Source organism: Pseudomonas sp. 8BK (genome assembly GCF_902506475.1).
Lineage (GTDB): Bacteria > Pseudomonadota > Gammaproteobacteria > Pseudomonadales > Pseudomonadaceae > Aquipseudomonas > Aquipseudomonas anguilliseptica.
Map to the genome: position 1 here is coordinate 3933116 of NZ_LR733252.1, position 19220 is coordinate 3952335.

12 protein-coding genes are annotated in these 19220 nt (G+C 61.9%); 9 read left to right on the forward strand and 3 right to left on the reverse strand.

Annotated elements, in window-relative coordinates; genetic code table 11:
* Positions 1-3: 3 nt before the first annotated feature.
* From ACIN8IBEIGE_RS18370 to ACIN8IBEIGE_RS18380, 3 genes are all read right to left on the reverse strand, one after another.
* Entirely contained in the window at positions 4-3294 is a 3291-nt protein-coding gene (locus ACIN8IBEIGE_RS18370; RefSeq protein WP_160015911.1) for a DUF2126 domain-containing protein, read from the reverse strand.
* 316 nt (positions 3295-3610) lie between these two features.
* On the reverse strand, positions 3611-4723 hold the full coding sequence (locus ACIN8IBEIGE_RS18375; protein ID WP_160015912.1) for an SO2930 family diheme c-type cytochrome: 1113 nt from the start codon (positions 4721-4723) through the stop codon (positions 3611-3613).
* The gene (locus ACIN8IBEIGE_RS18380) at positions 4723-5961 is read right to left on the reverse strand and encodes a parallel beta-helix domain-containing protein (RefSeq protein WP_090376172.1); all 1239 of its coding nucleotides are present in this window, start codon (positions 5959-5961) and stop codon (positions 4723-4725) included. The genes ACIN8IBEIGE_RS18375 and ACIN8IBEIGE_RS18380 overlap by 1 nt, the downstream gene beginning before the upstream one ends.
* Positions 5962-6105: 144 nt before the next feature.
* On the opposite strand from ACIN8IBEIGE_RS18380, the gene ACIN8IBEIGE_RS18385 reads away from it, so the two are divergent.
* The 9 genes from ACIN8IBEIGE_RS18385 to acs all read left to right on the forward strand — a co-directional run bounded on the left by ACIN8IBEIGE_RS18385 (position 6106) and on the right by acs (position 19104).
* The gene (locus ACIN8IBEIGE_RS18385) at positions 6106-6282 is read left to right on the forward strand and encodes a hypothetical protein (RefSeq protein ID WP_003244646.1); all 177 of its coding nucleotides are present in this window, start codon (positions 6106-6108) and stop codon (positions 6280-6282) included.
* Positions 6283-6342: 60 nt separating this feature from the next.
* Positions 6343-9297: a sensor histidine kinase gene (locus ACIN8IBEIGE_RS18390; protein ID WP_160015913.1), complete on the forward strand. Its 2955-nt coding sequence runs from the start codon at positions 6343-6345 to the stop codon at positions 9295-9297.
* Positions 9298-9373: 76 nt separating this feature from the next.
* Positions 9374-10801 (forward strand): sigma-54 dependent transcriptional regulator, encoded by a 1428-nt coding sequence (locus ACIN8IBEIGE_RS18395; RefSeq protein ID WP_160015914.1) that lies wholly within the window; start codon positions 9374-9376, stop codon positions 10799-10801.
* A 700-nt stretch (positions 10802-11501) separates the two neighbouring features.
* Positions 11502-12908: a polynucleotide adenylyltransferase PcnB gene (locus ACIN8IBEIGE_RS18400; protein ID WP_160015915.1), complete on the forward strand. Its 1407-nt coding sequence runs from the start codon at positions 11502-11504 to the stop codon at positions 12906-12908.
* A complete protein-coding gene (gene folK / locus ACIN8IBEIGE_RS18405) occupies positions 12908-13405 on the forward strand; it encodes a 2-amino-4-hydroxy-6-hydroxymethyldihydropteridine diphosphokinase (RefSeq protein ID WP_178124374.1) in 498 nt (165 codons plus the stop codon). The genes ACIN8IBEIGE_RS18400 and folK overlap by 1 nt, the downstream gene beginning before the upstream one ends.
* A 236-nt stretch (positions 13406-13641) precedes the next feature.
* Entirely contained in the window at positions 13642-14442 is an 801-nt protein-coding gene (panB, locus tag ACIN8IBEIGE_RS18410) for a 3-methyl-2-oxobutanoate hydroxymethyltransferase (RefSeq protein WP_160015916.1), read from the forward strand.
* Positions 14439-15299: a pantoate--beta-alanine ligase gene (gene panC, locus ACIN8IBEIGE_RS18415; protein WP_160015917.1), complete on the forward strand. Its 861-nt coding sequence runs from the start codon at positions 14439-14441 to the stop codon at positions 15297-15299. The genes panB and panC overlap by 4 nt, the downstream gene beginning before the upstream one ends.
* Before the next feature lie 107 nt (positions 15300-15406).
* A complete protein-coding gene (pgi, locus tag ACIN8IBEIGE_RS18420; RefSeq protein ID WP_160015918.1) occupies positions 15407-17071 on the forward strand; it encodes a glucose-6-phosphate isomerase in 1665 nt (554 codons plus the stop codon).
* 95 nt (positions 17072-17166) lie between these two features.
* Complete coding sequence (gene acs, locus ACIN8IBEIGE_RS18425; protein ID WP_160015919.1) at positions 17167-19104, forward strand: acetate--CoA ligase; 1938 nt, start codon at positions 17167-17169, stop codon at positions 19102-19104.
* The last annotated feature ends 116 nt before the right edge of the window (positions 19105-19220 follow it).

Genomic DNA, 19220 nt, shown 5'->3' on the forward strand with positions numbered 1-19220 from the left:
GGATTAAACGAGGCGCAGATCCAGAGTCATGGGCAGTTCATTATTGTTGATGGGCGCCAGGGCCGGGCGTTTGCCTGGGCTGTGGCCCAGCCGAAAGAAGCGCGCCAGGCGTCGGCTTTCGGCTTCAAAGGCGTTTACCGGCAGGCTGTCGTAGTTACGCCCGCCGGGATGGGCGACATGGTACTGGCAACCGCCCAGAGAGCGGCTCATCCAGCTATCCACCAGATCGAAGACCAGCGGCGCATGTACCTCGATGGTCGGGTGCAGACAGTTGGCCGGCTGCCAGGCGCGAAAACGCACGCCACCGACAAATTCGCCGACCTTGCCGGTGGGCCGCAGCGGCACCGGTACGCCATTGCAGGTCAGCACATAGCGGTCACTCGGCAGGCCGCTGAGTTTGACCTGCATGCGTTCCAGCGAGGAGTCGACATAGCGCACCGTACCGCCGCCACCACCCTCCTCGCCCAGAACATGCCAGGGTTCCAGGGCCTGACGCAGCTCCAGTTCGATGCCCTTGACGTTGAAATCGCCAGATTTGGGAAAGCGGAACTCGAAATGCGGGGCAAACCATTCGCTGTGCAGGCGATAGCCGCAGCCGTCCAGCTCCTGCAGCACGTCGACAAAATCCTGCTCGATAAAGTGCGGCAGCAGGTAGCGGTCATGCAGCTCAGTGCCCCAGCGCACCAGCCGCGCCGGTTTGTAGGGTTCGCGCCAGAAGCGCGCGATCAACGCACGAATCAGCAACTGCTGGGCCAGGCTCATTTGCGCATGGGGCGGCATTTCGAAGGCGCGCAGCTCCAGCAGGCCGAGGCGCCCGGAGGCTGAGTCCGGCGAATACAGCTTGTCGATACAGAACTCGGCGCGGTGGGTGTTACCGGTCACGTCCACCAGCAGGTTGCGCAACAGGCGGTCGACCAGCCAGGGCTGGCAGTCGCGGCCCACGTCGGGCATCTGCGCAAAGGCGATTTCCAGCTCGTACAGCGCATCGTTGCGCGCTTCATCGATGCGTGGTGCCTGGGAAGTCGGACCGATAAACAGGCCGCTGAACAGGTAGGACAGCGACGGATGGTTGTGCCAATAGCTGATCAGGCTGCGCAGCAAATCCGGCCGGCGCAGAAACGGCGAGTCCGCCGGCGTCGCGCCGCCGAGGACGAAGTGATTGCCGCCGCCGGTGCCGGTGTGGCGGCCGTCGATCATAAATTTCTCGCTACTCAGGCGACACTCGCGGGCCTGCTCGTAGAGAAACTCGGTGCGCTCGACCAGCTCATCCCAACTGGCGGCCGGGTGGATATTCACCTCGATCACGCCAGGGTCCGGAGTCACCCGGAAGAACTGCAGACGCGGATCCAGCGGCGGCTCGTAACCTTCCAGCAGCACCGGGCAGTTCAGCTCGGCGGCGGTGGCTTCAATGGCCGCCACCAGTTCCAGGTAATCCTCCAGGCGCACCAGTGGCGGCATAAACAGGTACAGCTTGCCGTCCCGCGGTTCGGCGCACAGCGCCGTGCGCACCACACCGGCGGCGGACTGACCCAGCAGCGGACGTTTGTTCGTGTTGGTCTGGCTGCCCGACCAGACACCGCGCGACTGCGGTTTGATCTGCGCCGCTGCCGGCAACGGGGCGAAGCGCTGACTCGGGTCTTCCGGAGTGATGTAGGGGTAATCGGCCTCACTGACCCAGGGTTGCGAATCCAGCGGCAGGCGGTAGCCCATCGCCGAATCGCCCGGTATCAGCCGGCAGTGCTCATCGCGCAGAAACCAGCTGCCACTCTGCCAGCCCAGCTGCTTGGCCTGCCGGGCCAACGGCAGGATATGCCCGACGACCTTATCCAGCCCCTGTTCGAATACCTTGCGCAGCCGTTCGCGCTCCAGCGGATCGGCCAGACGCGGGTCTTCGGCGCTGACGTTGATTGGCAGCCTGCGCTCGCGCCACAGGTAGTAGAAGCGGTCCTCATAGGCCGGCACGCAGTAATTAGCGTCCACGCCCAGGCGCTCGGCGAGCAGGGTAAGAAAGTCGGCGGCCTTGGCCGCATCGACGCCGTAGTCTTTTTGTTCATCGGCATACAGCGCCGGGTTATGCCAGATCGGCTCGCCGTCACGCCGCCAGTAGGCATTCAACGACCAGCGCGGCAGCTGCTCGCCCGGGTACCACTTGCCCTGACCGAAGTGCACCAGCGCACTCGGCGCGTAATGCTCGCGCAGGCGATGAAACAGGTCGCTGACCAGGCGGCGTTTGTTCGGCCCCAGGGCGGCGGTATTCCACTCCGGATCATCCGGGTAATCGAGGGCGACAAAGGTCGGCTCGCCGCCCATGGTCAGGCGCACGTCCTGCTCCTGCAGGTCCTCATCGATTTTTTGCCCGAGGTCGACAATCGCCTGCCACTGCGCCTCGCTGTAAGGCTTGCTGACCCGCGGCGCTTCCCAGATACGCTCGACCCACATCTCGTGGCTGAACTCGCATTCGCACTCATCAACGCCGCCGCTGATTGGCGCCGCCGAAGACGGCTCGGGACTGCAGGCCAGCGGAATATGGCCCTCGCCGGCGAACAGCCCGGACGTCGGATCGAGGCCGATCCAGCCGGCGCCGGGCAAATAGACCTCGCACCAGGCATGCAGGTCGGTGAAGTCCACCTCGGTGCCGGAGGGGCCATCGAGGGATTTCACATCGGCTTTCAGCTGAATCAGGTAACCGGAGACAAAACGCGCCGCCAGGCCCAGATGTCGGAACAACTGCACCAGCAGCCAGGCCGAATCGCGGCAGGAGCCGGAGCCTTTCTGCAGGCTTTCTTCCGGGGTTTGCACGCCCGGTTCCAGGCGAATCAGGTAGCTGATATCAGTGGAAAGGCGCTGATTGAGCGCCACCAGAAAATCCACGCTCGGCAGCGGCGTGCGCTCGATGCTGGCCAGGTATTTGGCGAACAATTTCCCGGCTGGCAGTTTGACCAGATAAGGTGCCAGCTCCAGCTGCTCGCCCTCGGTGTAGGCGAAGGGGATTTTCTCGGCGTAAGGCTCAAGGAAGAAATCGAAGGGGTTGAACACCGCCATCTCGGCGACCAGATCAACCTCGATCTTCAGCTCACGGGTCTTTTCCGGAAACACCAGGCGCGCCAGGTAGTTACCCTGGGGGTCCTGCTGCCAGTTGATAAAGTGCTCGCCCGGCTCAACCTTCAACGCGTAGGACAACACCCGGGTACGGCTGTGCGGTGCAGGGCGCAGGCGCACAACCTGCGGGCCAAGATTGACTGCGCGGTCGTAGCGGTAGTGGCTGACATGGTGCAAGGCGATATGAATCGACACAGCGGGCCTCCTGCGAGCCTGGGCGATAACCCAGCAGCGCAAGACTTATGCCAGTGGCCCACGCCAGCGCTGGCGCGGTCTGGCGTACTCTCCTGCCACTGACGCGCACCACAACAGGGCCAGGCATGCCCCACGCCTGCTGCGGCGCACGAAAACAGGTCGCTCCTTGATCGCATGGCGTCTGCAAAACCATGGGAGGGGCTTTAGCCGCAACAACAGCTCGCCGCTACGACTGCATGGATGCAGGAGGTAGAGCGAAGCAGGATGCCAAAGCCGAAAGCGCCTCCTGCAACTCCTAGCCCGTAATAGGGATAACTCAGCAATCCCCTTGCAGGCTGGCCACCCACCGCTGCAGCACCTCGACGCCTTTGGCATGCAAGGTGGAGCGGCCCAACTCCGGCATCATGATGCTCGGGTCGACACTTTCCACGCGAAACAGCAGCACCGATTTGTCCGGCTGGCCGGGGTGAATATCCACCAGTCGATCACCCGAACCTTTGCCTGCCGCCACTGGCTGCTTGCACAGGCCATAGCTGATACCAATGGCGGTGGCCGGGTCGAGCAACAGCCCCGATGTACGCCCCGGCCCCTTGGGGTTGTGGCAGTGGCTGCAGTTGGCATCCAGGTAACTGCGTGCCTGCTTTTCCAGGCTCTCGCCATTGCGCGGCGTCGGCCATAGGGCGTTCTGCGGCACGCCCTGCAACTCGGCCGGCAGCGCCTGCAAACGGCCCTGCTGCTGCCAGTACTGCAACTGATTGTGCGCGCCGTCGGCGTAGGCAAAATCCTTGTTCAGGTGCCGCGCCTTCGGCCCCAGCGGATTGACGCCCTGCCCTGCGGTTTCCTCATGACAACCTGCACACTGGTTGGCGTCCGGTACCTGATAGGCCACCGCCTGAGTCTTGCCCTCCGCATTCAGCAGGCTCAACTCGCGGCTGTCGCCAGCCCACTCCAGATGCGCCTCCTGCTGCTGTTCATCCCACACGTAGGGCAACGCCACCCAGCCGTCCTGCTGTTTGAGCAGGATACGTGTCTCGATCAACTGCACCCGCGCCAGCTCAAGGCCGCGCTGCGGGTCACGGTTATCCTGCTCGCTCAGCAGCAGACGGCCCTGGGCATCCTTGGGGTAGTAGAAGGTTTTGCTCAGCACCGTGCCGACCGGGTAATCGAAGTGCGCCTCGGCGTAGGTCGCCGCTGTCCCGCTCGGCATCCAGACGGTGCGCAGTTTGTGTGCATAGTCGGTAAACAACGGGGTATTCAGGTCGTAGGGCAAGGCCTCGGCAACGGGCGCGATAAAACCATCGGCGCGCCGCAGCATGCCCCACTCGCTGAGTGTTTCCGGGTAGTTGTCACCTTGCGGCAGGTACAGCGGCGCCGGCTGCTGCTCACAGCCGGCCAGGAGCAACAGCACACCCAGCAGCAACCTGCGCATCAGGCCCCCTGACCGGCTTCGGCCGAGGCCAGCTTGACCGCCGGCAGCGCTGGCAGGCTGCAACGGTAGTCGGCCATTTCGGTGCTGATATTCTGGAAGTTGTTCGGCCCGTCGACGTTGATCATTCCCGCCTCACCGTTATTGATGCAGATCGCCCGATCAGCCGGCAGCTTGCCGTCGACCAGGATGTCGAGGTTGACGTAACCATCCCAGAGGATATCCGGCAGGCGACCATTCAAGCCAAACTGGCTGACCTTCAGCGCCTTCAGCTCCAGGTGATCCGGGCTTTCGCCACCGGGGCCGAAGCGGTTGCCGTGGATATGAATGCCTTCCGGGTAGGGGTCGAAACTCTCCGCCGTGGACAGGTCGGTATAACCGGTACTGAAGTAGCTGCTGATGATCACGTTGGCGGTCTTGTGGTTGCCAATGTCGTTGTCGAACACCTCGACATCATCGTTGGAGTTGATCACCACCCCGGAACCTGCCGGCACACTGGCTACCGGCGTGCCCTTGTGGCCGAAGTTCTTGTGGTTGTTGCCTTCGATCTTGTTACGGAACACCCGCGTAACCCGCCCGGCCTGCGGCAGGTTGGGCATATTGAACACCAGAATGCCGCCGGTATTGCCGGTGGCGACGTTGTCATATACGTCGGCGTCGATGGTGTTCTCGATCTCGATGCCGGCGACGTTGCGCTCGGCGCGGCTGTTACGCACCACCACGTTGCGCGACTGGCCGACATAGATGCCGGCATCCGATGCGCCGATGGCCACCGCGCCGTCGATCAGGGTGTTTTCAGTCTGCACCGGATAGATGCCGTAGGCGCCGTTCTCGGTGGCCGGGCCGTTAGTCCACTCGGTGCGCACGCGGCGGATAATGATGTTCTTACCGCCTACCACTTTCAGCGAGTCGCCCAGGGTGTCCTCAAAGGCGATGTCTTCGATGGTGAAGTCCGAGGCATCCACCAGCAGGCCTTCGGCACCGGATTTCTGCCCTTTGAAACTGAGGATGGTCTTGTCCATGCCCGCGCCCTTGATGGTCACGCCGCTGACTTTCAGGCTCAGGCTGCGGTCGAGCTGGTAGGTGCCGGCAGGAATCTCGATCACGCTGCCGGGCTTGGCCTTGATCAGCTGGGTCTGCAGGTCTTTCTGGAAATCCAGATCGGCCACTGGGGCCGGTTCTTCGCTGCAGGCGGCAAGCAGCACGGACAGGGCAAGCACGGAAAGCGGGGCAAGGCGCATGGCAATCTCCAGCGTATTCTTATTAAGTGGAACGATAGTACCAACTAATCAGAAAAAGCCAAGCCCTGCGCACGCCGCCCGACCAATAGCCCAGAGCGTCACGCATCCGTTACCATCGCCGGCAATTAAGCGAAGAGATGCGGCATGTATATCTATCGATTGGTGCTGATCCTGGTGGTGGGGATCTACCTGTTCTCCCCGGCCATCATGGACTGGTGGATCGACCCCAATGGGGCCTGGTACCGCCCCTATCTGCTGTGGCTGATCCTGATAGTCGTGACCTTCATCCTGCAGAGTCAGCGTGATGCCGATGAGCTCTGACCTGCTGCGGCGCGACCTGCTTGAGCGCTCCTTACCCCTATTCGCTTCAGAGCCAACGTGATGCTGACGAGCTTTAGCCTGAGCCAGCTGATTCTGATCAGCGCTGTCTACCTTCTTATTCTGTTCGGCGTGGCCTGGATCAGTGAACACGGCCTGATTCCGCGCTGGGTGATTCGCCACCCGCTGACCTACACCCTGTCGCTCGGCGTCTACGCCAGCGCCTGGGCCTTCTACGGCACGGTGGGGTTGGCCTATCAATACGGCTATGGCTTTCTCGCCAGCTATCTGGGGGTGTCCGGGGCGTTTCTGCTGGCGCCGGTGCTGCTCTATCCGATCCTGCGCATTACCCGCACTTACCAGCTGTCATCGCTGGCCGACCTGTTTGCCTTCCGTTTTCGCAGCACCTGGTCCGGCGCCCTGACCACGGTATTTATGCTGGTCGGGGTATTGCCGTTGCTGGCATTGCAGATTCAGGCGGTGGCCGACTCCATCGGCATTCTCACCCGCGAGCCGGTGCAGGAGCGCGTGGCGCTGGCCTATTGCGGGCTGATCATTCTGTTCACCATCCTGTTCGGCGCTCGGCATATCGCCACTCGCGAAAAACATGAGGGCCTGGTGTTCGCCATCGCCTTCGAGTCGGTGGTCAAGCTGGTGGCCATCAGCGCCATTGGCCTGTATGCCCTGTACGGCGTTTTCGATGGCCCGCAAGACCTGCAATCCTGGCTGGTGCAGAACCAGTCCTCGCTGACCAGCCTGCACACCCCGCTGCAGGAAGGCCCGTGGCGCACCCTGTTGCTGGTGTTTTTCGCCTCGGCCATTGTCATGCCACACATGTACCACATGACCTTTACCGAGAATCTCAACCCGCGCGCCATGGTCAGCGCCAGCTGGGGTCTGCCGCTGTTCCTGCTGCTGATGAGCCTGGCGGTGCCGCTGATTCTCTGGGCCGGGCTCAAGCTCGGTGCGACCACCAACCCGGAGTACTTCACCCTCGGCGTTGGCATTGCGGTCAACAGCCAGACTCTGGCGCTGATCGCCTATGTCGGTGGGCTTTCAGCCTCCAGTGGGTTGATCATCGTCACCACTTTGGCGCTGTCCGGCATGGTGCTCAACCATGTAGTGCTGCCGCTGTATCAGCCGCCCTCGGAAGGCAATATCTACCGCTGGCTGAAGTGGACGCGCCGCGCGCTGATCCTGCTGGTGATCATGGCCGGTTACGGCTTCTACCTATTACTCGGCGCCGAACAGGACCTGGCCAACCTTGGCATCGTCGCCTTCGTCGCCACCCTGCAGTTCCTCCCCGGCGTGCTGTCGGTACTGTACTGGCCGACCGCCAACCGCAAAGGCTTTATTGCCGGTCTGCTGGCGGGTATCGGCGTGTGGGTGGTAAGCATGTTGTTGCCAATGCTCGGCAACCTGCAGGGGCTGTACCTGCCCTGGTTCAACGTCATTTATGTACTGGATGACAGCAGCTGGCATCTGGCAGCCATCGGCTCGCTGGCCGCCAACGTGCTGGTGTTCACCCTGGTGTCGGTATTTACCGAAGCCAGCCCGGAAGAAAAAAGCGCCGCCGAAGCCTGCGCCGTGGATAACGTGCGCCGCCCGCAACGCCGCGAGCTGCTGGCCGCCTCGCCACAGGAATTTGCCGCGCAATTGGCCAAACCTTTGGGCGCCAAGACCGCCCAGCATGAGGTCGAACAGGCCCTGCGCGACCTGCATTTGCCGTTCGACGAAGGCCGCCCCTACGCCCTGCGTCGCCTGCGTGACCGCATCGAAGCCAACCTCTCCGGGCTGATGGGCCCCAGTGTGGCCCAGGACATCGTCGAAACCTTCCTGCCTTATAAGGCCGGCAGCGAAACCTATGTCACCGAAGACATTCACTTTATCGAGAACCGCCTGGAGGACTACCACTCACGCCTCACCGGCCTTGCCGCCGAGCTCGACACCCTGCGCCGCTACCACCGTCAGACCCTGCAGGAGTTGCCGATGGGCGTCTGCTCGCTGGCCAAGGATCAGGAGATTCTGATGTGGAACAAGGCCATGGAAGAACTCACTGAAATCCCCGCCCAGCGTGTGGTCGGTTCACGCCTGAACACCCTGGGCGAACCCTGGCGCGGCTTGCTGGAACGGTTTATCGAACTGCCCGACGAGCACTTGCACAAACAGCGCCTGGCCCTCGACGGCCAGACCCGCTGGCTCAACCTGCACAAGGCGGCCATCGACGAGCCCCTGGCGCCGGGTAACAGCGGCCTGGTGCTGCTGGTTGAAGACCTCACGGAAACCCAGATGCTGGAAGACAAGCTGGTGCATTCCGAGCGCCTGGCCTCCATCGGTCGCCTGGCCGCCGGAGTGGCGCATGAGATCGGCAACCCGATCACCGGCATCGCCTGCCTGGCGCAGAACCTGCGCGAAGAGCGCGAAGGCGACCCCGAGCTGACCGAAATCAGCGAGCAGATCATCGAACAGACCAAACGCGTGTCGCGCATCGTCCAGTCGCTGATGAGCTTTGCCCACTCCGGCAGCCACCAGAACAGCGAAGAGCCGGTCTGCCTGGCCCAGGTCGCCCAGGACGCCATCGCCCTGCTGGCCCTCAACCGGCGCAGCGTCGAAGTGCAGTTCTTCAACCTCTGCGATTCCGACCACTGGGTGGTGGGTGACCCGCAACGCCTGGCTCAGGTGCTGATCAACCTGCTGTCCAATGCCCGCGATGCGTCACCGCCGGGCAGTGCGATCCGGGTCAAAAGCGAACGTTTCGAGCATACCGTCGACCTGATCGTCGAGGACGAAGGCAGCGGTATTCCCAAGGCGATCATCGATCGTTTGTTCGAACCCTTCTTCACCACCAAGGACCCGGGCAAAGGTACTGGACTGGGCCTTGCACTGGTCTATTCGATCGTGGAAGAGCATTATGGACAGATAACAATCGACAGCCCGGCCGACCCCGAGCTTCAACGCGGCACCCGCATTAGGGTCAGCCTGCCGAGGCATGTCGAGGCGACGTCCCTAGCGACTTAAACCAGCTACCAGCGAGCATGCCTGCCAGGCCCCTTAGCCCAGCGACATGCCCCGAGACCGTCGAGAGACCGAATTGATGCCTCATATTTTGATCGTCGAAGACGAAACCATTATCCGCTCTGCCTTGCGTCGCCTGCTGGAACGTAACCAATACGAAGTCAGCGAAGCCGGCTCGGTGCAGGAAGCGCAAGAGCGCTTCAGCATCCCCAGCTTTAATCTGATTGTCAGTGACCTGCGCCTGCCAGGTGCGCCCGGCACCGAGCTGATCAAGCTTGGTCAAGGCACCCCGGTGCTGATCATGACCAGCTACGCCAGCCTGCGCTCGGCAGTCGATTCGATGAAAATGGGCGCGGTCGATTACATCGCCAAACCCTTCGACCACGACGAAATGCTCCAGGCCGTGGCGCGCATCCTGCGCGATCACCAACAGGCCAAGAGCGCGCCAGCACCCGCAACCAGCACAGCAAAAGCCAGCGCCGACAAGGTGGTGGACAACAGCAATGGCGAAATCGGCATCATCGGCTCCTGCTCTGCCATGCAGGAGATGTACAGCAAGATTCGCAAGGTCGCGCCCACTGACTCCAACGTGCTGATTCAGGGCGAGTCCGGCACCGGTAAAGAGCTGGTCGCCCGCGCCCTGCACAACCTCTCGCGTCGCGCCAAAGCGCCGCTGATTTCGGTGAACTGCGCCGCCATCCCGGAATCGCTGATCGAGTCCGAACTGTTTGGCCACGAGAAAGGTGCCTTTACCGGCGCCAGCGCCGGCCGTGCTGGCCTGGTGGAAGCCGCCGATGGCGGTACCCTGTTCCTCGATGAAATTGGCGAGCTGCCCCTGGAAGCTCAAGCGCGTCTGTTACGGGTGTTGCAGGAGGGTGAGATTCGCCGGGTTGGTTCGGTGCAATCGCAGAAGGTCGATGTACGCCTGATCGCCGCGACCCACCGCGACCTGAAAACCCTGTCGAAGATCGGCCAGTTCCGTGAAGACCTGTATTACCGCCTGCACGTGATCGCCCTGAAACTGCCACCGCTGCGTGAGCGCGGGGCGGACGTAATCGAAATCGCCCGCGCCTTCCTGATCCGTCAGAGCACTCGCCAGGGTCGCCTCGACCTGAGCTTTGCCAGCGACGCCGAACAGGCCATCCGCCATTACCCCTGGCCGGGCAACGTGCGCGAACTGGAGAATGCCATCGAGCGCGCGGTAATCCTCTGCGAAGGCAACAGCATCTCGGCCGAACTGCTGGGCATCGATATCGAGCTGGATGACCTGGAAGACGATTTCACTGGACTGCCCGCGCAAAGCGGCGGCCTGGGGCATGAACCGAGCGAACCGACCGAAGACCTGTCACTGGAAGACTACTTTCAGCACTTCGTACTGGAACACCAGGACCATATGACCGAGACCGAACTGGCACGCAAACTCGGCATCAGCCGCAAGTGCTTGTGGGAACGCCGCCAGCGCCTGGGCATTCCACGGCGCAAATCCTCGGGCGCAACCGCAGGCTAGAGCACTGCGCGTGGGTGACAGATATACGCGCAAGAGGTTCCACAGTCTGTTACCCATTCAACACTTAGTAACAAAAGCCGGGTCTTATGGTAACGAGAACCCGGCTTTTTTATGCCACCCCACCTCTCCAACCACAGCTCAAGGCCTTGTTTTTAAAGGAATTGCAAAAACTGGCACGGGTTCTGCTTTATTGCTGACACAACAACAATAACAAGCACGTTCCAAACCTAATAAAAATAAGACGTACCGACTCCAGCACAATAAAAACAACAACGCGGAGGCGCAGCTAACTGATTCTTTTGGAAAGGAATTGCCTTTGGGGTTCGCCCCAAAACCAGGCCGAGAATAATAAAACTGCCCTAAGGCAGCGCCAGAACTGGTTGGGTCACTGTGTGATCATGGCAGCGTCAGCATCCAAAGAAATCCGTTTGCTCTTGATTCCCAGCTTGGGAAATTTTCCAAAAGTCCTTGACTGGATGGAACGGGTAAATCAACAAAAACAACAAGCCCGCCATAATAATAAAAAAAGAGCACGCACCAATTTGGGGGGGAGCTTAGGCTCCCCCAGTAGCTTCAAACTCCCCGCCTGTAGCAGTCTCCCGCCGTTTCCTGCATCAAACCCCGACTCAATGCTAGAATCCGCGCCATTCCTGCGGCCGGCATATACTCTGGCCAGTCATTTAGTCAAACAGTGCCTCCCATGCTGAAAAAGCTGTTCAAGTCCTTTCGTACCCCCATCCGCCGTGGCAAACACTCGCACAGCACGCCCGAAGTGTTGAGCCGCAGCCAGCACCCTATCGAGCGCGGTGAAATCAGCCGCTATGCCATCAGCGTGGTCGAACGCCTGCAACAGGCCGGCTACCAGGCGTATCTGGTCGGTGGTTGCGTGCGCGACCTACTGCTGGATATCGACCCCAAGGATTTCGATGTGGCCACCAGCGCCACACCGGAACAGGTGCGTGCCGAGTTCCGAAACGCCCGGGTAATTGGTCGGCGCTTCAAGCTGGTCCACGTGCATTTCGGCCGCGAGATCATCGAAGTCGCGACCTTCCGCGCCAATCACCCCGAAGGTGATGAAGAAGAGAACAGCAACCTGTCCTCGCGCAACGAGAGCGGCCGCATCCTGCGCGACAACGTGTATGGCAGCCTGGAAGACGATGCCCAGCGCCGCGACTTCACCATCAATGCGCTGTATTACGACCCGAGCACCGAGCGCATTCTCGACTACGCCAATGGCGTGCACGACATTCGCAATCACCTGATCCGCCTGATCGGTGACCCGACCCAGCGCTACCAGGAAGACCCGGTGCGTATGCTGCGCGCAGTGCGTTTCGCCGCAAAACTGGATTTCGACATCGAAAAACACAGTGCAGCACCGATATACAAACTGGCTCCGCTACTCGGCGGCATCCCCGCCGCACGCCTGTTCGATGAAGTGCTCAAGCTGTTTCTCGCCGGCTACGCGGTGTACACCTACGAGCTGCTGGTGGATTACGGGCTGTTCGGCCAGCTGTTCCCGGCCAGCGCCGAAGCGTTGAAACTCAACCCGGACTACACCGACCAGTTGATCCGTAACGCGCTGGACAACACCGATCTACGTATTCATCAGGGCAAGACTGTTACTCCGGCCTTCCTCCTTGCGGCGCTACTGTGGCCAGCCCTGCCGGCCCGCGTGATCAAGCTGCAGGATCGAGGCATGCCGCCAATCCCAGCCATGCAGGAAGCTGCTCACGAGCTGATCAGCGAGCAATGCCAGCGCATCGCCGTACCCAAACGCTTCACCATGCCGATCCGCGAAATCTGGGATATGCAGGAACGCCTGCCACGCCGCAGCGGCAAACGTGCCGACATGCTGCTGGAAAATCCACGCTTCCGCGCCGGTTACGACTTCCTGCTGCTGCGTGAAAGCGCTGGCGAGCAAACCGGCGGCCTCGGCGACTGGTGGACCCGCTATCAGGATGTCAGCGACAGCGAGCGGCGCAATATGATCCGCGACCTCAGCAGCAAGGACGAAGGCCCCGGCGCGCCGCGCAAACGCAAGCGCAGCAACAACAAGCGCAAACGCGGCCCCGCCAGTGACACCGCCAACCCCACCGCGAGTGAATAATGGAGCGCGTGTATATCGGCCTGGGCAGCAACCTGGCCACCCCGCTCGAACAACTGCGCAACGCGCTGGCCGCCCTGGCCGCACTGCCACACACAAGCCTGGCTGCCCAGTCGTCCTTCTATGCCAGCGACCCACTGGGCCCTGCGGACCAGCCGCGCTACGTCAATGCCGTCGCTGCGCTGGATACCGAACTCAGTCCGCTGGTCCTGCTCGATGCGCTGCAAACCATCGAGCAGGAACAGGGCCGCACGCGCAAGGCCGAACGCTGGGGGCCGCGTACCCTCGACCTGGATATCCTGCTGTTCGGTGAACGCCAGCTGGATGAGCCACGCCTGACCGTGCCGCACTACCATATGCACGCCCGTGCTTTTGTCCTCTACCCGCTGGCTGAGATCGCCCCCGACCTACAGCTACCGGATAGCCGAACACTGGCTGAGCTGCTTGATGCCTGCCCTTATATAGGGCTGGAGCGCCTCAGCGCAGCAGAGCAGACCTGAAAGCAGGGCGATCTCGACTGCCGGGTCATGCAGCCGCTGCAGCACTAACCCCGGCGGCAAGCCGGTACATTGGCGGTAACGCCAGTAACAGGCCGGTAACACCTGCAATTGACTTCGAGCCCCCCCATCAGGACTATAGGCGTCCCGTTGCCCCGCACCGGTGCAATTCGAGGCCAATGCAGGCCAACTTGAAGCAGCACAACTGCTGACTGAACGCCTGAGTGAGGACAGTTTTCATGCCTGATGTAACCCTGACCACCCTGCAAAGCCTCAAGCAGAGCGGCGAGAAAATCGCCATGCTGACCTGCTATGACGCCACGTTCGCCCAGACGGCCTGCCAGGCCGGTGTCGATGTGTTGCTGGTGGGCGATTCCCTCGGCATGGTCTTGCAAGGCCATGACAGCACGCTGCCCGTCACTGTCGCCGAAATGGCGTACCACACCGCCAGCGTCAAACGTGGCAACCAGGGCGCGCTGATTCTCGCCGACCTACCCTTCATGGCCTACGCCACCCTTGAGCAGGCCCTGAATAACAGCGCCGCGCTGATGCAGGCCGGCGCCCATATGGTCAAGCTGGAAGGTGCGGCCTGGTTGGCCGAACCGATTCGCCAGTTGGCCGAGCGCGGCGTACCGGTCTGCGCCCACCTGGGTTTGACCCCGCAGGCGGTGAATATCCTTGGTGGTTATAAAGTTCAGGGCCGCCAGGAAGCCCAGGCACGGCAGATGCGTGCCGATGCCATGGCCCTGGAACAAGCTGGCGCCGCCATGTTGCTGCTCGAATGCGTGCCCAGCGAGCTGGCTGCCGAAATCACCCAGGCGGTGAAAATCCCGGTGATCGGCATTGGCGCCGGCGTTGCCACCGACGGCCAGGTGCTGGTGCTGCACGACATGCTTGGGCTATCGCTGAGCGGCCGCACGCCGAAGTTCGTGAAGAACTTTATGGCCGGCCAGAGCAGCATCCAGAACGCCATCAGCGCCTACGTCAAAGCGGTCAAAGAGCAGAGCTTCCCAGCAGCCGAACACGGATTTTCTGCATGAACACAGTGAAAAGCGTGCGCGAGTTGCGCGCCGCTGTCGCCCAGGCCCGCGCCGAAGGCAAACAGATCGCCTTCGTGCCGACCATGGGCAATCTCCACGCCGGTCACGCCGCACTGGTGGAGAAAGCTGCCCAGCGCGCGGACTTCGTGGTCGCCAGCATCTTTGTCAATCCGTTGCAGTTCGGCCCCAGCGAAGACCTCGACAAATACCCGCGCACCCTACTCGCCGATCAGGAAAAACTGGTCGAAGCCGGTTGCCACCTGCTGTTTACTCCCGATGTCGAGGAAATCTATCCGCATGGCATGGACGGCCAAACCCGCGTCAGCGTGCCAGGCGTATCCGAAGGCTTGTGTGGCGCCAGTCGCCCAGGGCACTTCGAAGGCGTCGCCACCGTGGTGAGCAAGCTGTTCAATATGGTGCAGCCTGATCTGGCAATTTTCGGCCAGAAGGACTTCCAGCAACTGGCGGTGATCCGCACCCTGGTGCGCGACCTGAATATGCCGATCCAGATTATCGGCGAGCCGACCGTACGCGCCGAAGATGGCCTGGCGCTGTCCTCGCGCAACGGTTACCTGACTACCGAACAGCGTGAAGTTGCACCGGTGCTGTACCGCTCCCTACAGGAGATGGCCGCTGCGATCCGCGCCGGTGACCGCGACTACGCCACGCTGGTTGCCGCAGCACAGCAGCAACATAGCGCCGCAGGTTTTCGCCCGGATTACCTGGAAGTACGCGAAGCCAACAGCCTGCGCCCGGCCAGCGCCGATGATCGCCAGCTGGTGATTCTGGTGGCCGCCTTTATTGGCAGCACCCGACTGATCGACAACCTGGCTTTCGACCTCGATACTCCAGGCTGATCCACTGCGTAAATGCTGGCCCAACACCCGCCAGTTACACTCAAGGCCCGGATCACACCGGGCTTTTTTGCATAAATCGTCGCACCCAGAGCAAGGAACACGCGCCAATGGCCTATTACCAGCAGCCGCTTGATGTCACCAGCCTGCCCGCCTGGCAGGCACTGCGCGAGCAGCGCGAGCAGATGAACGACTTCAGCATGCGTGAGGCCTTTGCCAGTGATCCACAACGCTTTAACCGCTTCTCTCTGAGCAGCTGCGGCCTGCTGCTGGATTACTCGAAGAATCTGATCGACGAAAAGACCCTGGGACTGTTGGTACAACTGGCCGAACAGACCCAGCTGCAGGAATCCATTCAAGCGCTGCTCAAGGGCGATCAGGTCAATGCCTCAGAGGGCCGCGCCGCACTGCATACGGCCCTGCGCAGCCCAATTGGCCGCAGCCTGAAACTCGACGGTGTCGACCTGATTCCGCAAGTGCATCGCGTGCTGCACCAGATGACCGAACTGGTCAGCCGCGTGCACAGCGGCCTGTGGCGCGGCTACAGCGACAAACCGATCACCGAGGTGGTGAATATCGGTATCGGCGGTTCGTTCCTCGGCCCGCAGCTGGTTTCCGAAGCACTGCGGCCCTTTACCCAGCGTGGCGTGCGCTGCCATTACCTGGCCAATATCGACGGCAGTGAATTCCGCGAGCTGACCGCACGCCTGAATCCGCAAACCACCTTGTTTATCGTCTCGTCAAAATCCTTCGGCACTCTGGAAACCCTGAAAAACGCTCTGGCCGCACGCGACTGGTACCTGGCCCTGGGCGGTCCGGAAGACGAACTGCACAAACACTTTATTGCGGTGACCAGCAACCAGAAGGCCGCCATCGAGTTCGGTATCAAGGCGGAAAACATCTTCCCGATGTGGGACTGGGTCGGCGGGCGATATTCGCTGTGGTCAGCAATCGGCTTGCCTATTGCGCTGGCGATTGGCGTATCCAACTTCAAGGAGCTGCTGGCCGGCGCCTATGCCATGGACCAGCACTTCACCCAGGCGCCGCTGGCCGAGAACATGCCGGTATTGATGGCCCTGCTGGGCATCTGGTACGGCAACTTCTGGGACGCCAAGAGCCAGGCGATCCTGCCCTACGATCACTATCTACGTAACTTCACCAAGCACCTGCAGCAATTGGATATGGAATCCAACGGCAAGCGCGTACGCCAGGATGGCACGCCAGTGGACTTCAGCACCGGGCCGGTGATCTGGGGTGGCGTCGGCTGCAACGGCCAGCATGCCTACCACCAGTTGCTGCACCAGGGCACTGAGCTGATCCCGGCGGACTTTATCGTGCCGGTCAACAGTTTCAGCCCCCTGGCCGATCACCACCAATGGCTGTTTGCCAACTGCCTGTCGCAGAGCCAGGCACTGATGCACGGCAAGACCCGCGCCGAGGCCGAGGCCGAGCTGCGCGGCAAAGGCCTGGATGAGGCAGAAGTGCAGCGCCTGGCGCCGCACAAGATGATTCCTGGCAACCGCCCAAGCAATATCCTGGCGCTCAACCGCATCGACCCGTTCGGCCTCGGCGCCCTGGTGGCTCTGTATGAGCACAAGGTCTTCGTGCAGAGCGCCATCTGGGGCATCAACGCCTTTGATCAGTGGGGTGTCGAACTGGGCAAGGAACTGGGCCAGGGCGTCTACCAGCGTCTCACCGGTCAGCTCGATGAACCTGCCAGTGACGCCTCGACACAGGGTCTGATCCAGCACTTCCGCGAGCGTCATCGCGGCTGAGCCACGGCACCTGAGCACAAGGCCAGCACTTGAACCAAGCACCCGCTTGGGTGCACCCTTACGGGCATTGCGGAACACAACAACAAGGACCCGTCATGTTCGAAATCACCCGCCACCCCGTGCCCGATGCCGTGCGCCAACGCGCCCACCTGGACAACGACGACTACCTGCGCCTGTACCAGCAATCGGTGGAGCAACCGGAAACCTTCTGGGCCGAGCAGGCCAAGGCCTTTCTTGACTGGAGCAAACCCTGGGACAGCGTGCAACAGGGCGACCTGCTTAGCGGTTCTGGCTCGTGGTTCAAGGGCGGGCAACTAAACGTCAGTTACAACTGCATCGACCGCCACCTGGAAAAGCGCGGCGAGCAGATCGCACTGATCTGGGAAGGCGACAACCCCGCAGAATCCGCCAACATCACCTATAACAAGCTGCACCACAACGTCAGCCGCCTGGCCAACGTGCTGAAAAGCCGTGGGGTGAAAAAGGGCGACAGGGTGTGCATCTATATGCCGATGATCCCCGAGGCCACCTACGCCATGCTCGCCTGCACGCGTATCGGCGCGGTGCATTCGGTGGTGTTCGGCGGTTTCTCCCCGGACGCCCTGCGTGACCGTATCCTGGATGCCGATTGCCGCACCGTGATTACCGCCGATGAAGGCGTGCGCGGCGGCAAATACGTGGCGCTCAAGGCCAACGTCGACAAGGCCCTGCAAAGCTGCCCGGCCGTCAGCACAGTGGTGGTGGTCGAGCGCACCCAGGGCGAGATCGACTGGGTAGAGGGCCGCGACATCTGGTATCACGAGGCCTTGCGTGAAGCCTCCGCCGATTGCCCGCCAGAGCCGATGGATGCCGAGGACCCGCTGTTTATCCTCTACACCTCCGGTTCCACCGGCAAACCCAAGGGCGTGCTGCACAGCACCGGCGGCTATCTGCTGATGGCGGCCATGACCCACAAGTACGTGTTCGACTACCACGAAGGCGATATCTACTGGTGCACCGCCGACGTCGGCTGGGTCACCGGGCACAGCTATATCGTTTACGGCCCACTGGCCAACGGCGCCACCAGTCTGATCTTCGAAGGCGTGCCCAACTACCCGGACGCCTCACGCTTCTGGCAGGTGATCGACAAGCACCAGGTGAATATCTTCTACACCGCCCCCACCGCCCTGCGTGCACTGATGCGTGAAGGCAGCGGCCCGGTCGAGTGCACCGAACGCACCAGCCTGCGCCTGCTCGGCAGCGTCGGCGAGCCGATCAACCCGGAAGCCTGGGAGTGGTATTACAACGTGGTCGGCGGACGCCGCTGCCCGATCGTCGATACCTGGTGGCAGACCGAAACCGGTGCCATCCTGATCACCCCGCTGCCCGGTGCCACCGACCTCAAACCCGGCTCGGCGACCCGGCCGTTCTTCGGCGTACAGCCGGTGCTGCTGGATGAGCAGGGCAAGGAAATCGAGGGGCCAGGCAGCGGCGTACTGGCAATCAAGGACAGCTGGCCGAGCCAGATCCGCAGCGTCTACGGTGACCACCAGCGGATGATCGACACCTACCTGAAGCCCTACCCCGGCTACTACTTCAGCGGCGACGGCGCGCGCCGCGACGAGGATGGTTACTACTGGATCACCGGCCGCGTAGACGACGTGATCAACGTCTCCGGCCACCGCATCGGCACCGCAGAAGTGGAAAGCGCCCTAGTACTGCACGACGCGGTGGCCGAAGCCGCCGTGGTCGGTTACCCGCACGACCTCAAGGGCCAGGGCATCTACGCCTTCGTCACGCCAATGAACGGTGTGGAAATCAACGATGCACTGAAGAAAGAGCTGCTGGCCCTGGTCGGCAAGGAAATCGGCAGTTTCGCCAAACCCGAGCTGATCCAGTGGGCACCGGGCCTGCCGAAAACCCGTTCAGGCAAGATCATGCGGCGCATCCTGCGCAAGATCGCCTGCAACGAGCTGGAAAACATGGGCGACACCTCGACCCTGGCCGACCCGACGGTGGTCAACGGCCTGATCGAGCAGCGCCTGAACCGGTAGGTTGGATTGAGGGGCGCAGCCCTGAAGCCCAACGCGGTTAGCGGCACAGGCCACTGTGCCGCCTGACAACCAGCTCACTGGGCTCAACCCAATTTCCCCACTGCAGTGCCATTTGC

Excerpts from the sequence above, each read along its gene's own strand:
- acs (WP_160015919.1), top strand. The coding sequence starts at position 17,167 with ATGTTCGAAATCACCCGCCACCCCGTGCCCGATGCCGTGCGCCAACGC.
- folK (WP_178124374.1), top strand. The coding sequence starts at position 12,908 with ATGGAGCGCGTGTATATCGGCCTGGGCAGCAACCTGGCCACCCCGCTC.
- ACIN8IBEIGE_RS18395 (WP_160015914.1), top strand. The coding sequence starts at position 9,374 with ATGCCTCATATTTTGATCGTCGAAGACGAAACCATTATCCGCTCTGCC.
- ACIN8IBEIGE_RS18375 (WP_160015912.1), bottom strand. The coding sequence starts at position 4,723 with ATGCGCAGGTTGCTGCTGGGTGTGCTGTTGCTCCTGGCCGGCTGTGAG.
- pgi (WP_160015918.1), top strand. The coding sequence starts at position 15,407 with ATGGCCTATTACCAGCAGCCGCTTGATGTCACCAGCCTGCCCGCCTGG.
- ACIN8IBEIGE_RS18385 (WP_003244646.1), top strand. The coding sequence starts at position 6,106 with ATGTATATCTATCGATTGGTGCTGATCCTGGTGGTGGGGATCTACCTG.
- ACIN8IBEIGE_RS18380 (WP_090376172.1), bottom strand. The coding sequence starts at position 5,961 with ATGCGCCTTGCCCCGCTTTCCGTGCTTGCCCTGTCCGTGCTGCTTGCC.
- panC (WP_160015917.1), top strand. The coding sequence starts at position 14,439 with ATGAACACAGTGAAAAGCGTGCGCGAGTTGCGCGCCGCTGTCGCCCAG.
- ACIN8IBEIGE_RS18400 (WP_160015915.1), top strand. The coding sequence starts at position 11,502 with ATGCTGAAAAAGCTGTTCAAGTCCTTTCGTACCCCCATCCGCCGTGGC.
- ACIN8IBEIGE_RS18390 (WP_160015913.1), top strand. The coding sequence starts at position 6,343 with ATGCTGACGAGCTTTAGCCTGAGCCAGCTGATTCTGATCAGCGCTGTC.
- panB (WP_160015916.1), top strand. The coding sequence starts at position 13,642 with ATGCCTGATGTAACCCTGACCACCCTGCAAAGCCTCAAGCAGAGCGGC.